Source organism: Dermatophilaceae bacterium Sec6.4 (assembly GCA_039636865.1).
Lineage (GTDB): Bacteria > Actinomycetota > Actinomycetes > Actinomycetales > Dermatophilaceae > Allobranchiibius.
This window is the reverse complement of sequence record CP144172.1, coordinates 2,101,439-2,115,214: the sequence shown is the minus strand read 5'-3', so window position 1 is coordinate 2,115,214 and position 13,776 is coordinate 2,101,439. Positions and strand designations below refer to the sequence as shown.

Genomic DNA, 13,776 nt, shown 5'->3' with positions numbered 1-13,776 from the left:
ATGCCGGAGCCGAAATTGGAGGACCCTTCAATCCTGGACGTGGTCGAAGTTCTGAGCGGGCTGGAGACGGATGCACAGCGCGGCCTGACGGCCACCGAAGCATCTGATCGGTTGATCTGGTCTGGTCCCAACGAGGTGCGTCAGTCGCTGCCGGTGCCCGTCTGGCGCAAGGTGCTCCAGCAGTTCCAGGATCCGCTCATCTATCTGCTGTTCGCCGCGATCGTTATCTCACTCGCGGCATGGTGGCTCGAGGGCACGGCTGAATGGCCCTATGACGCGATCGTGATCGCGGTCATCATCGTGCTGAATGCCGTCCTGGGTTACCTGCAGGAGTCGGGAGCCGAGCGGGCCGTAGCCGCTCTGCGCCGGATGGGCGCTCCGATGGCGACCGTGCTGCGTGACGGTGCGCCCGCGCAGATACCCGCCCGCGATCTCGTCCCCGGGGATGTTCTGGTGCTGGGCGAGGGCGACTCGGTCGCCGCCGACGCTCGGCTGCTGAGCGCCTCGGCGTTACAGGTGTCGGAGGCCTCCTTGACCGGGGAGAGCGCCCCGGTGATCAAGGACAGCGCGCCGTTGCAGCGGCCTGCCTCGCTCGGGGATCGGCAGAACATGATCTTCAGCGGCACCGCGGTGACCCAGGGCGTCGGCCGGGCAGTGGTCACAGCAACCGGGATGGCAACGCAGACGGGCCAGATCGCCGATCTGCTGGAGACCACACACCAGGACCCGACCCCGTTGCAGCGTGAGATCACCAGGGTCGGCCGGATGCTCGGCGGGGCCGTCATCCTCATCGCGGTCGCCGTCATAGGCACGGTGTTCCTGGTGTTCAAGGTCCACTCTGTCGAGGGTGCGGTGACGGCGCTGCTGCTCGGTGTGGCGCTTGCCGTTGCAGCCGTCCCGGAGGGACTTCCGGCGATCCTGTCGGTCGTTCTTGCGCTCGGGGTGCGACGGATGGCCGGGCGCAACGCCATCGTGAAAGACCTGTCCTCGGTGGAGACGCTCGGCTCAGCCTCAGTGATCTGCACCGACAAGACCGGCACGTTGACTCGCGGTGAAATGAGCATCGGCCGTGTTGTCACCGCAGCCGGTGAGGTCGTCGTGTCCGGGACCGGATACCGCCCCGAGGGCCAGGTGGAGTGCGACGGGTCGCCGATCGAGGCCGGTAGCGGGGTGTGGAAGCAAACTGCTCTCGTGCTGTCCGGTGGGAGCCTGGCGAACGACTCCGCCCTGTTCGAGACAGATGGCGAGTGGCTGATCCACGGAGATCCGACCGAGGCCGCCTTCCTGGTCGCCGAGGCGAAGATGGGCCTTCGAGAACACCGGGCCAGGCGTTTCGACCGCGTCGGCGAGGTCCCGTTCACGTCTGAACGCAAGATGATGAGCAGTATCGAAGCCGACTGCGAGCGGGACGGAAAGCTTACCCTGGTCACCAAGGGGGCACCGGACGTACTGGTGCAGCGATGTTCACGCGTCCAGGTTGGTGATCGCACCGAGCCATTGGACGCTGCGTGGCGCAGCAAGCTCCTGGGGGATGTCGAACGCCTCTCGAGTCAAGCCTTTCGCACGATCGCCGTCGGGTACCGGCCGCTGGGGGACGATGCTGCGGACGCATTCCGTGCTGGTGACGGCGACGGCGACGGACTCGAACAGGACCTCATCTACGCGGGGGTTGTCGGGATCATCGACCCGCCCAGGCAGGAGGCGGCCACCGCCATCGAGGAAGCACATCGCGCCGGTATCCGGGTCGTCATGATCACCGGTGACCACCCCAGCACGGCGGCACGGATCGCTACCGACCTCGGCATCACCGATCCCGGCACAGTTGCGGTTTCCGGTACCGAGCTGGAGTCACTCGATGACGCGCAGTTGCGGCGCATCGTCCCGACCACGACGGTGTACGCCAGGGTCTCGCCGCGTAGCAAACTACGCATCGTCACAGCATTGAAAGCGCAAGGTCAGGTCGTCGCGATGACCGGGGACGGAGTCAACGACGCTCCGGCGTTGAAGGCCGCCGATATCGGCGTGGCGATGGGCCTGGCCGGGACGGAGGTCGCCAAAGAAGCCGCCAACATGATCCTCACCGACGACAACTTCGCGACGATCGTCCGGTCGGTCCGCGAGGGCCGGATCATCTTCGGCAACATTCGCAAGTTCCTTCGCTATTTACTGTCCTCCAACACCGGCGAGGTGCTGACCGTGTTTCTCGGCGTCGTCTTCGCGGGGGTGATCGGGCTGAGCGACGACTTGGGCACGACTGCGCTGCCGCTACTGGCCACCCAGATCCTGTGGATCAACCTGCTCACCGACAGCGGAACAGCCCTCGCCATGGGAGTCGACCCGGAAACCGAAGACGTGATGGACCGCCCACCGCGCCGACTGAACGACCGGCTCATCGACGGACGGATGTGGGCCGGTGTCGTGATGATCGGTCTCGTCATCGCGATCGCCACGCTCACAGCGATCGACTTCTACCTACCGGGCGGACTGATCCCAGGAACTCAGACACTCGACAACGCCCGGACCGCGGGATTCACCGTGCTCGTCCTGGCGCAGCTGTTCAATGCGTTGAACGCCCGCTCAGAGACCCGCAGCGCCTTCCACAAGCCGTTCGCGAATCGGTGGCTCTGGGCTGCTATCGGCATCGCAATAGCCCTTCAGGTCGCGGTCGTTCAGACGCCAGTGCTCCAAACCGCCTTCACCACCACACCCCTCACGCTCAGCCAGTGGGGGGTATGTATCGCGCTGGCCAGCGCCGTCCTCTGGGTCAGCGAAGCACGCAAATTGACACTACGGCAGCACGCAAAATAATTGCTCACCAAAAGCGCGATCATGCGCGTCACGCGATCTTCACACCGCTCCAGCGCATCCGCGATCTGCGTATCGATCTGCTCGCTGTGTGCTTCGTCGACATCGACATTCAAGTCGGTATGAACCTGAATCTTCAGCTGATTTCTCGTTCTCCAGCTCAAGCGTCTTCGGTTAGAGCGTGGTGATGACAATCGATCCTGAGGCGTTTCCGACACGGAGGTCGCTCAGAGCCTTGTCAACGCTGTCGAATGGGTAGGTCGTCACGGTCGGTTTGATCGCCAAGTTGTGCGCTAACGCGAGGAAGGTCGCCCCGTCGGCGCGCGTGTTGGCCGTGACGGTGCGCAGATCACGTTCGTTGAAAAGCTCAGTGTCGTAGTTCATCGCGGGGATTTCGGACATGTGGATGCCGGCCAGGACCACTGTGCCGCCACGTTTGGTTGCGCCGAGCGCGACCGGGACGAGTTCTCCCGCAGGTGCGAAGACAATTGCGGAGTCGAGCTTCGCGGGTGGCTCGTCCATCGCGCCGCCGACGAAGGCCGCGCCGATGCTGCACGCGAGATCCCGGTTTGCTTCGCCTCGGGTCATCGCGTTGATGGTGGCCCCCGCAGCCTGCGCGATCTGAGCAGTGATGTGGCCGCTGGACCCGTAACCGTAAATTCCCAGAATGCCACCGGCAGGCACGGCGGCCCGGGACAGCGCGCGGTACCCGATGATCCCGGCGCACAACAGCGGAGCGAGTTCGACAGCATCAGCTGTCCTTGGCAGTACATACGCGAATGCCTCCGGCACGGTCGTGTACTCGGCGAGGCCCCCATCGACATCCCAACCCGTGTATTGCGATTCTGGGCAGAGGTTCTCGCGACCACTCCGGCACCACGGGCATACCCCGCAGGTACGTCGAAGCCAGGCAATTCCAACCGTGTCGCCTTCGCGCAGCTGCTGCACGCGATCGCCGAGCGCAGTCACCGTCCCGACGATCTGATGGCCGGGGGTCACGTCGACCAGATGGCGTTCGAGCTCGTGGTCGACGATGTGCAGGTCGGTCCTGCACAGTCCGCACGCCTCGACACGGACGACGACTTCATCCGGGCCCGGCGTGGGACGGGGCTTCGTCACCAGTCTGATCTGTCCGGGTACACCTCCCGCAGCCCATGCCGCCATGTCCTGCACAGAACGTCTCCGATCTTGGTGCTAGAAGGTCATTTCGATGTTGTTGGTCACGTGCGTGACGTGCGGGGAGGCCCAGGCAGCGGTCTCGGCCTCTGTGCGTTCGATATAGGAACGCACGTGGCCGCTCAAAGTGGCGGTGTTGCCGCTCACGGTGACATGGACCCGATTGCCGTCCACGGTCGCACTGCGGATCAGAGCCTTACGAATATTGCCCTCGGTATCTGCAGCCGACGGGCGACTGCTGAGGGTGATGTCGTTGACCACGAGGACGACGCCCTTGATGCGTTCGACCGCACTACGAGCAGCCTCACGCTGGTAGTTCCACCGCACCACGCCCTTGAGGACGACGGTGTGATTCTGCACGGTGGCACGCACCGAATTTGGCGGCTGGATGCTTTCGTCAATCACGTCCTGGACATTCTTGGCGATATCGGTCTCGGTGACCGTCCACGCGTAGGACGCCGGGTGAATCTCCAGGTCATCGACGACGGTGGTCACCCCCGAGGTGCGGAAGGCCGCCTGATTGGCAGCCAAGCGCTGGGCGTAATCGTCGACCTCTCCGGACAGGGCAACAACGCCATCCCGGACAGCCACCCCGATACCCGCGTCGTCGACATCGGGGGTCCAGGCCAGTTCCTCTCGCACTGACTCCTGGATCTGGAGGTCACTTCTCACGAACGCGCTGGTGGTCACAATGATGCCTTTCGTCGGCGCGGGCTCGCGCACTTCCACCATGACGCTGACGCGGGTAGCGGCACAGTGTCCTAGGTCCCGAATTCACGCGGTGCGCCATCGGTATGTGCTCTGGTCAAAGCCCAGGGCCGGCGGTAGGTTGAGAAGTGCTGGTAACCAGCCAGTCTGGATCCGGGTAGGCCGCGTACGCCGCTCCCGGCAGAGTGATCACTCACCGCCAGGCACTCAGGGGGACGCTCGATCAGCGGTCAGAGCGACCGTGAGCTTGCAGATGTAAGTGGCCCCGACAGCAGGAAATCGCCGCCCAAGGCCCGCCCTGAGGTCGGGACGTAGGCAGATGACCATAGGCGGACTTCCCGCCCATCCGAACTCGTAGATTCCGAACGTCGGCCTGTCCTGCCCGCGACTGAACCGGCCGGACGCCACGACCTGGATGGCCTCGATGTTGCAGGGCTTACCGCCGTCAGACTCGACCAGCGAAGGACACGGGCCATGGATCAGAGCTCACCGACACAAGAAGAAGTACGGGCCTCGCCAGCCTTGCAGACGCTGCACGCCGGCCTGATCGAGTTGGCAGCGCTCGTAACCGGCGCCGGCGGCCTGCCCGACATGCTCGACGAGGTCGCGACCTACGCGGCACGCACCATTCCAGGCGCCGACGCAGCCGTGGTGACGCTGCTGTCCGTCGATCACCCGCACGTCCGGGTGGAGTCGTCCGCCGCGAGTGACCCGTTCATCGCCAGGATCGACCAGATCCAGTATCGAAGCGTGCATGAGGGCCCCTGCATCACCACTGCACTGGAGGGCCGGACGGCGTGTTCGGGCGATCTTGAGAGCGAGCCGAGGTGGCCACGGTTCGGGCCGCGCGCGGGGCGGGCAGGCATCCAGAGCGTGATGGCGCTTCCGCTGGTGACAGCAGACCAGATCATCGGCACGATCAGTGTGTACGCCCGCGCCACGGACGTCTTCGACGACCACGCACAGGAACTCGCGGAGTTGTTCACCGCGCCCGCTGCCGTCGCGCTGAACAACGCGCACACCCTGACCCAGGCGATCGCACTGACCACCCGGCTGCAGACGCCACTGACCGCCCCTCTTATCACCGACGAGGCGGTCGGCCTGATGCGTGCCCGTACCGGCCTCACTTCGGAACAGGCACGCGAACGGTTACGCGCGGTGAGTCACGGCGAGTACCTGAAACTGATCGACGTCGCGCAACACCTGGTCGATGACGCAGTAGGACACGCCCGTGCCTGCGACACCCGCAGCTAGGCGTTGCGTCGCCCGCCCTCCTATGTCATCGCGGATCCACCATCAGTGCACAAGAGGACGGGCAGCACAAAACCAATGTCCGTGGCTTCCGGTACGCCCGATCGGGTACCTACTGCCCGCCACCACCCACCAGCATGCACATCTCGGCGAGGCGGTTGGAGTATCCCCACTCGTTGTCGTACCAACCAAACACCTTGACGAGCCGGTCGTGGCCCAGCGTGAGCGATGAGTCGAAGATGCACGAAGCAGCCGACCCCACCACATCAGTGGAGACCAGCGGCTCCTGCGAGTACTCCAGGACGTGACCGAGCGGTCCGCTGGCCGCATCGAGGAACGCCGCGTTGACCTGCGCTGCCGAGGCGGGCCTCGCGAGAAGCGCGACGAAGTCGGTGATCGAGCCATCCGGAATCGGCACCCGCAGCGAGACTCCCTCGAAGCGCCCTTCCAGTGACGGAAGTACGAGGCTTGCGGCACGCGCGGCGCCCGTCGAGGTCGGCACGATGTTCAGTGCGGCCGACCGGGCACGACGAGGATCCTTGTGTAGCCCGTCGATCAGGAGCTGGTCGCCGGTGTACGCGTGCACCGTGGTCATCAGGCCCGACTCGATCCCGAAAGCATCCTGCAGCACCTTGGCCATCGGCGCGAAGCAGTTGGTGGTGCACGAGGCATTGGACACCACGATGTGGCGCTCAGGATCGAACTCGTGGTCGTTCACGCCGATGACGAAGGTCGCGTCCGCTTCCTTGCACGGCGCCGAGACCACGACCCGCTCGGCGCCTGCGCCCAGGTGCGCGGCAGCGGCGTCGCGAGTCCGATGCCGGCCGGTGCACTCCGCGACGACCTGAACCCCGAGTTCTTTCCACGGCAGCTGCTCGACATCCGGTTCCCGCAGCAGACGGCTGTGGTGTCCGTCCGCAACGAGGTCATCACCCTGCACCGTGATCGTCCCGGGGAACCGGCCGTGTACGGAGTCGCGCCGGACCAGCCTGGCCAGCGCCTCCGGGGCCCCCAGGTCGTTGATCGCCACGATCTGGATGTCGAGATGACGCTCCAGAATCGCCCGGTAGAGCGCCCGTCCGGTGCGGCCGAATCCGTTGATGGCAATACGTGTCGTCATGTCAGTCCTTCTCTTGATTCAGTCAACGCGAGGTGGCTGCACACGTCCTCCGGCGTCGGTAGCTCCTGCACCGTGGCCTCCCTCGAGGGTCGCAGTTCCCCTTCCCTAGGATCGTCGCCGGACGGTCCCGTGAGCTAGGGCCGAACGTCCCCGCAACACCGGCGCCCCGTCAGATTTCGCAGAATTTGGTGGCTACTCGGCCCGGGCCCGGCCCGATCTCCGGCGCGGTCGGTGCACTCTCTGCGCCCACGCGACCGTGCGGCGGCGGACGGCCAGAGAGCTGCAGTTCGCACTGGGCAAAAAGCGGGATACACACTCGTCGGTGCCCTGGATCGACGATAGGGTCGTGATCGCTGGGAATCAGCCGGCCTGGAGCCCGAGTGCCGCGTACGCCGCACCCGGTGCGAGATCACTCACCGCCAGGCATCGCGCGGGCTGCCCACCGCGGGCTCCGCTGAGCACCGTGCGCCCCATGCAGCAGCATCGAAAGATTGACCTACCGCCCATCACCTCTCAGGAACACGTCCACCCGCCGCGAGGTGCGACCAGGTCGCCGCACAGGCAACCTGCACCCCGGTCAGATCGGCCACCTACCGACCGACGAAGGACATCCCATGGACCCGACATCACTGTCACCGACCCCTCTGCAGACAACATCGAATTGTCCCGCCACGCAGCGGCCCCAGCCACCACGGCAACACCTGCAGGCCACGGAAGCCTTGAGCGCCAGCCTTACCGACCTCGCAGCGATGGTGACGGTCCCCGGTGGCCTATCGGACATTCTCGAACGGGTAGCGACCTATGCAGCCCACGCGATCCCTGGCGCAGATGGGGCCGGGATCACCCTCCTGGATGCCGGGCGCCCCGACAACCGGCTGCAGGCATCGGCAGCCAGCGACCCGTTCGTTACGCAGATCGATCAGATACAGCACCGGCGGGTGAACGAAGGTCCGTGCATCACTGCGACGCGCGAACGCCACACGGTGCGATCTGGTTCCCTCCGTGAGGACACCAAATGGCCGCAATTCGGGCCACGCATTGCGCGATCGGGCATCCAGAGCGCGATGTCGCTTCCGCTGCTCATTCCGGGGCAGGTCATAGGAGCGATCAGTGTGTACGCCCGCGCCGAGGATGCTTTCGATGACCACGCCCAGGAACTTGGAGAGTTGTTCGCCGCACCCGCTGCCGTGGCTGTGCACAATGCGCACGTCCTGTCGCAGGCGATTGCACTGGCCACCCAGCTGCAAACGAGCTTGGCCGCTCGCCCGGTCATCGACGAAGCCATCGGTCTGATCCGGGCCCGCACCGGCCTCAGTTCTGTGCAGGCACGCGAACGGTTGCAAGCCATGAGCCAACAACAACAGCTCAAAATGATTGTGGTTGCCCAACACGTCGTCGACGAAGCCGTACGACGTGCCCTCGCCCGCGGCTGAGCGCCGCCGGGGTCCCGCCGCGTAACCCACGCAAACGACGTCAACCGAAAAAATGACAGACGTCGTGACGTTGTGCCCTGGTGAGACGGGTCGGTAGCAGCGGAGGATCAGATCGGCTACCTCAAGGAGGCCCCTATGGCTTGCGCACCCGTGACGCCCGATGCGTTGCAGATCCTGGACCCCTGGTCCCGGTCGACGCTCGCTGTGACCCTGAATTTCCCCGATGGACCGACGGTGGAAGCCGGCGTGCCCTCGGGGACCGGCGGGACGACCGGCCGCGACGCCCGCAGGGTTTCCAGGAGAAATCCGTGCGCGTGAACCCATTGAGCTATGTGAAGTTCTTCGAGGAGTTCGGGGTCGGGGACGTGGCGATCGTCGGAGGCAAGAACGCCTCTCTGGGTGAGATGTACCAGAAGCTCTCCGACCAGGGGGTGCGCGTACCCCACGGCTTCGCGACGACGTCCGACGGGTACCGCTACATGCTGGCGGAAGCCGACGCGTGGGGGCCACTGCACGCCGCGCTCGATGACCTCGACCCCTCCGACGTGCATGATCTCGCACGTCGCGCCAAGCAAGCGCGGGAGATCGTCTACGGAGCAGGGCTGCCGAAAGACTTCGGGGCCGAGATCCTCGACGGTTACCGACGGCTGCGGGATGAGTACGGCGACGACGTGAGCCTCGCGGTGCGGTCTTCAGCGACCGCCGAAGACCTGCCCACCGCCAGCTTCGCGGGTCAGCAGGACTCGTTCCTGAACGTCCAGGGCGAGCAGAGTCTGCTGGACGCCTGCCGGCGCTGTTTCGCGAGCCTGTTCACCGACCGGGCCATCCATTATCGACTCGACAACGGGTTCGACCACTTCAAAGTGGCCCTCTCGATCGGAATCATGAAGATGGTGCGCTCCGACCTCGCATCGTCGGGGGTGATGTTCTCCCTCGACACCGAGTCGGGATTTCGCGACGTCGTGTTCGTCACGGGCGCCTACGGCCTCGGCGAGAACGTGGTGCAGGGCTCCGTTGACCCCGACGAGTTCTACGTACACAAGCCCACCTTCGCCTTGGGCCATCGCACGGTACTTCGTCGATTGCTCGGCGACAAGGCCGTCAAAATGATCTTCGTCGAGGGCGAGACCAAGCGCACCACGCGCAACATTCCGACCCCCAAGGTCGACCGCGCGCGGTTCTGCCTCACCGACGACGATGTGCTCGAACTCGCAGGAAGCGCGATCGCGATCGAAGCCCACTACGGGCACCCGATGGACATGGAGTGGGCCAAGGACGGCACTGACGATCTGCTCTACATCGTGCAGGCAAGACCGGAGACCGTCGCCTCGCGGCGCGCGGCCGACACCCTCGATACCTACACCCTCGACAATCCCGATGAAGTGCTGATCGAGGGTCGCGCCGTCGGCGAGAAGATCGCCTCGGGCACCACCCGCGTGCTCGACAAGGTGGCGCGTCTATCGGAGTTCAAACCGGGAGAGGTCCTCGTCACCGACACCACGACGCCGGACTGGGAACCGGTGATGAAGACGGCTGCGGCGATCGTGACCAACCGGGGCGGTCGCACCTGCCACGCGGCGATCATCGCGCGTGAGCTCGGCATCCCCGCTGTCGTCGGCGTGGGTGACGCGACCACCGCCCTCGCGGACGGGGTGCCCGTCACCGTGTCGTGCGCGCAGGGCGACACCGGCCGGGTCTACGCGGGTGAACTGAGCTTCCACGTCGAGCACTCCGAGATCGCGGGTATGCCGCGGCCGAAAACGCAGATCATGGTCAACCTCGCCGACCCGGATCTTGCCTTCAAGAGCTCGTTCCTGCCGAACGACGGCGTCGGCCTGGCGCGGATGGAATTCATCATCTCCAGCTCGATCAGGGCCCACCCCATGGCTCTGATCCACCCCGAGAAGGTTTCCGATCCGGTCGCGCGGGCGGCGATCGCGCGGCTCACTGCGGGTTACGTCGACGGCGGGACTTTTTTCGTCGAGCGGCTCTCCGAGGGCATCGGCACGATCGCTGCTGCGTTCTGGCCGAAGCCGGTGGTCGTGCGGATGTCGGACTTCAAGACCAACGAATACGCGAGCCTGACCGGTGGAGCCGACTTCGAGCCGGTCGAGGACAACCCGATGTTGGGCTTCCGCGGCGCATCGCGCTACGCGCATCCTTCCTACGCGGAGGGTTTCGCGTTGGAATGCGCGGCAATGCGGCGGGTGCGGGAGGAAATGGGGCTCACCAACGTCATCCTGATGCTGCCGTTCGTGCGCCGTGTCGCCGAGGCAATTCAGGTGCTGAAGACGATGGCTGAGCTCGGCCTACGGCGTGGCGAGAATGGCCTGAAGGTCTACGCGATGTGCGAAATCCCGAACAACGTCATCTTCATCGACCGATTCGCAGAGCATTTCGACGGCTTCTCGATCGGCTCCAACGACCTGACCCAGCTCACCCTTGGCGTTGATCGCGACAGCGCCATCGTCGCCTTCGACTTCGACGAGCGCGACGAAGGCGTCAAGGAGATGATCCGACTCGCGGTGCAGGGCTGCGCGCGTAACGGCATCCACTCCGGGATCTGCGGCCAAGCCCCGTCGGACTACCCCGAGATAGCCGAGTTCCTCGTTGAATTGGGCATCGAATCGATATCGCTCAACCCTGACACGGTGGTCAAGACGACGCGGCATGTCCTTGACGTGGAGGCACGGCGATGACCGACTCGACCAACCCGATCTGCCCTGTACTTGCCAGCAGCACCGGCGTAACGTCACAGGTAGCTGCATCGCAGCCAGCCCGGACCTCGTGGTTTGCCCTAGCCACCACGACGAGCATGCGCTCACCACCGGGTACTTCGGGGAATCACCTCAGCCACGTTCACCTCGCCGCACCAGCGATCAGGCACCACGTGAGCACCAGCTGCGCCGACCCGTTCGATCGGCGATCAACAACCCGAAGTGAATCGAGCACAACTCATGATCATCTTCATCACTGTGGTAATCGCCTCCGTGTGTTCCACGGCCTACCTGGCACGTCAACTGATGCACCGAAATCGGCACGATCGCAGCCCTGCCCCTGGCGGGCCTGCTGGCTCACCGCTCCAGGACGACATGATGCCCGGCGGCAGCCACGCGGCCGGGATGCGCTGGACGGCGTTGGACGATCTTCAGCTGACCCGGCTCCTGACCGAGTCCGCACGACGCACCGACCCCGAATAGGACCCCTGCCATGCTGAAGAATCAACTACTCGACTCCGCCGGCATCCAACTGGAATACCCGATGCCCTTGGGTGTGTACGGGCAGTACGACCAGGCTCAACGATGTGTGGACTACCTCGCCGATCAGGGATTCGCAGTGCAGAACCTGGAAATCGTAGGCACCGAGTTACGCTCCGTCGAGCGCGTCACCGGCCGCCTGACCCGAGGCAGGATCGCCCTTGCCGGCGCCCTCTCGGGGCTCTGGATCGGGTTGTTCGTCGGGATCGTCTTCAGTCTTTTCAGCACCCAGAACCAGGTCGGCTACCTCGCGACCACGCCGCTGCTCGGAGCGGCCTTCGGTCTGGCCTGGAGCCAGATTGGTTACAGCACCACCACCCGGCGAGGCACTCGCGACTTCGCCTCCGTCAAGCAGATCGTGGCCACCAAATACGAGGTCCTCGTAGAGCACAAGCAAGCCGCTCGGGCCCACGAGCTGCTCGAGACCATGCCTCAGAACGCCAGGAGCTGAACACCGATGACAGAGAAAAAGCCCATCGCCACCCTCTACACGCTCGGTGACCGCGGTGAAACCATCGACGGCACCGTCAACGACGTCCGTGGCTACACGGTCGAAGACACCGACGGCACCGATATCGGCAAAGTGTCCGACCTGCTCGTCGACGACCAGGAGCACAAGGTCCGTTTCCTGGTGATCGAGCATGGCGGATTCCTCGGGATGGGCGAATCGAAGACGTTGCTACCGGTCGAAGCCGTCACGAAGATCACTCACGACAAGGTGCTCATCGACCAGACGCGCGAACGGGTCGCCTCGGCGCCCGGGTATGTTCCCCATCTGGTCGATGACCGGGTGTACCACGCGAATATCGCCGACCACTTCGGCTACGTGTCGCACTGGGGTCATGGCTACCTACCGGACCACACCGGGATGTACCACCTGTGACCCGGCAGGCATGTACTGGACAGACAACAGGCGCCGCCTCATCCACCTGCTACTCGATGGAGGTTCGACCATGAGCGACGAAGACCGGGCCGGCGACGCGGAGGTCCACGAAGAACAGGCCCGTGGAAACGATGCGTGGCGAGATGACATGCGCCAGTCCCAGCCGGGAGGAATGGCAGCCTCCGGTGAACAGAGCGAGGGCGGCGGCGAGGGTTACGAAAGTGGCCGCACACACACCGGGTGGGGTCCCGCCGACGGCGAGCTCGCTGAGGAAGAGTCGGCCTCCTCCGGGGGGCGGCACCACGGTGACGGCGACGCGTGGCGAGATCATGATCGTCGCTCCCAACCGGGAGGAATGGCAGCCTCCAGCGGACAAAGTCAGGGCGACGGAGGCGGGTACGAAAGCGGCCGCACCCACACTGGATGGGGTCCCGCCGACGGCGAGCTTGCTGACGAGGAAACCACCCGCAAGGCCGGTTCACACGACGAAGTCCATTGACAGGGACTCGCCACCGGTCAACCGGACCACAGACACGTCACCGGGCACATGGGCGAGCCGCCGATGCAGCTCGATCGCCGCACGCCACGGATCGTCGGCGAAGAGCCGAACCGTGCCGCCAGTGGCTCGGACGAGGCCGAGCGAAATCCGGATGGCGCTCGACTTGCCGGAACCGTTGGGGCCGAGGAAGCCATGCACCTCACCGCGGCGGACCGACAGGTCCAAACCGCCCAGCGCAATTACTTTGCCGAAATTCTTGCGCAGGTCCACGGCCTGGATCACCACGTCGGTAACGCGACCGGTGGTGCCCACGAAAACCTCCTGCACTCATCGTGTGAACTTCTAGTTCACGGCAACGCTTCATCGCGCCGCCCGTGCAGCGTTCGCGGCAGAGGGAGTCGACCGAGCGACCTACCTAGACGAGGTGGCGGGCCTCGCTCAATGGCGCCACGGCGCGATTGGCATCACATGCTGTCGAGCACCCGGACGACCTCACGGTGAAGGGTCATAACTGCCGAGGAATCGCACACTGCCGCAAGGGTCACGGTCGATTGCGCCGCGCGCGTCGCGGACGGTGATGACGACAGCCGTGCAGTCAGGACAGCTGCAACGCAGTAGCTGTCCTGACCCGCGGCCTGGCGGCT

General features: G+C 65.0%; 12 protein-coding genes. 8 read left to right on the top strand and 4 right to left on the bottom strand.

Annotation, left to right across the window (positions count from 1 at the left end; genetic code table 11):
- The gene (locus tag V3G39_10145) at positions 1-2,808 is read left to right on the top strand and encodes a cation-translocating P-type ATPase (GenBank protein XAS75028.1); all 2,808 of its coding nucleotides are present in this window, start codon (positions 1-3) and stop codon (positions 2,806-2,808) included.
- 171 nt (positions 2,809-2,979) lie between these two features.
- Here V3G39_10145 and V3G39_10140 read toward each other — a convergent pair whose 3' ends face one another.
- Complete coding sequence (locus V3G39_10140; protein ID XAS78216.1) at positions 2,980-3,969, bottom strand: zinc-binding alcohol dehydrogenase family protein; 990 nt, start codon at positions 3,967-3,969, stop codon at positions 2,980-2,982.
- 30 nt (positions 3,970-3,999) lie between these two features.
- On the bottom strand, positions 4,000-4,653 hold the full coding sequence (locus V3G39_10135; protein ID XAS75027.1) for a BON domain-containing protein: 654 nt from the start codon (positions 4,651-4,653) through the stop codon (positions 4,000-4,002).
- Between the two features lie 510 nt (positions 4,654-5,163).
- On the opposite strand from V3G39_10135, the gene V3G39_10130 reads away from it, so the two are divergent.
- Positions 5,164-5,943 carry a GAF and ANTAR domain-containing protein gene (locus V3G39_10130; GenBank protein XAS75026.1) on the top strand — a complete coding sequence of 260 codons (780 nt, stop codon included), beginning with the start codon at positions 5,164-5,166 and terminating at the stop codon, positions 5,941-5,943.
- A 109-nt stretch (positions 5,944-6,052) separates the two neighbouring features.
- Here V3G39_10130 and gap read toward each other — a convergent pair whose 3' ends face one another.
- Positions 6,053-7,060, bottom strand: coding sequence for a type I glyceraldehyde-3-phosphate dehydrogenase (gene gap / locus V3G39_10125; protein XAS75025.1), 1,008 nt, complete (start codon positions 7,058-7,060; stop codon positions 6,053-6,055).
- 614 nt (positions 7,061-7,674) lie between these two features.
- Here gap and V3G39_10120 point away from each other — a divergent pair.
- The 6 genes from V3G39_10120 (at position 7,675) to V3G39_10095 (ending at position 13,132) form a co-directional block, all read left to right on the top strand.
- The gene (locus tag V3G39_10120; GenBank protein XAS75024.1) at positions 7,675-8,493 is read left to right on the top strand and encodes a GAF and ANTAR domain-containing protein; all 819 of its coding nucleotides are present in this window, start codon (positions 7,675-7,677) and stop codon (positions 8,491-8,493) included.
- Between the two features lie 308 nt (positions 8,494-8,801).
- A complete protein-coding gene (gene ppsA / locus V3G39_10115; protein ID XAS75023.1) occupies positions 8,802-11,192 on the top strand; it encodes a phosphoenolpyruvate synthase in 2,391 nt (796 codons plus the stop codon).
- Between the two features lie 258 nt (positions 11,193-11,450).
- Positions 11,451-11,693: a hypothetical protein gene (locus V3G39_10110; protein XAS75022.1), complete on the top strand. Its 243-nt coding sequence runs from the start codon at positions 11,451-11,453 to the stop codon at positions 11,691-11,693.
- Between the two features lie 10 nt (positions 11,694-11,703).
- Positions 11,704-12,201, top strand: coding sequence for a general stress protein (locus V3G39_10105; protein XAS75021.1), 498 nt, complete (start codon positions 11,704-11,706; stop codon positions 12,199-12,201).
- Positions 12,202-12,207: 6 nt separating this feature from the next.
- Positions 12,208-12,633, top strand: a complete 426-nt coding sequence (locus V3G39_10100; GenBank protein XAS75020.1) for a PRC-barrel domain-containing protein — start codon at positions 12,208-12,210, stop codon at positions 12,631-12,633.
- Positions 12,634-12,703: 70 nt separating this feature from the next.
- Positions 12,704-13,132: a hypothetical protein gene (locus V3G39_10095; GenBank protein XAS75019.1), complete on the top strand. Its 429-nt coding sequence runs from the start codon at positions 12,704-12,706 to the stop codon at positions 13,130-13,132.
- Here the strand turns inward: V3G39_10095 and V3G39_10090 are convergent.
- Positions 13,112-13,444: an ATP-binding cassette domain-containing protein gene (locus tag V3G39_10090; protein XAS75018.1), complete on the bottom strand. Its 333-nt coding sequence runs from the start codon at positions 13,442-13,444 to the stop codon at positions 13,112-13,114. The genes V3G39_10095 and V3G39_10090 overlap by 21 nt on opposite strands.
- Between the last annotated feature and the right edge of the window lie 332 nt (positions 13,445-13,776).

Coding starts and splice junctions, on each gene's coding strand:
- V3G39_10140 (XAS78216.1), bottom strand. CDS start 3,969: ATGGCGGCATGGGCTGCGGGAGGTGTACCCGGACAGATCAGACTGGTG.
- V3G39_10110 (XAS75022.1), top strand. CDS start 11,451: ATGATCATCTTCATCACTGTGGTAATCGCCTCCGTGTGTTCCACGGCC.
- V3G39_10130 (XAS75026.1), top strand. CDS start 5,164: ATGGATCAGAGCTCACCGACACAAGAAGAAGTACGGGCCTCGCCAGCC.
- gap (XAS75025.1), bottom strand. CDS start 7,060: ATGACGACACGTATTGCCATCAACGGATTCGGCCGCACCGGACGGGCG.
- V3G39_10100 (XAS75020.1), top strand. CDS start 12,208: ATGACAGAGAAAAAGCCCATCGCCACCCTCTACACGCTCGGTGACCGC.
- V3G39_10120 (XAS75024.1), top strand. CDS start 7,675: ATGGACCCGACATCACTGTCACCGACCCCTCTGCAGACAACATCGAAT.
- V3G39_10145 (XAS75028.1), top strand. CDS start 1: ATGCCGGAGCCGAAATTGGAGGACCCTTCAATCCTGGACGTGGTCGAA.
- V3G39_10105 (XAS75021.1), top strand. CDS start 11,704: ATGCTGAAGAATCAACTACTCGACTCCGCCGGCATCCAACTGGAATAC.
- V3G39_10095 (XAS75019.1), top strand. CDS start 12,704: ATGAGCGACGAAGACCGGGCCGGCGACGCGGAGGTCCACGAAGAACAG.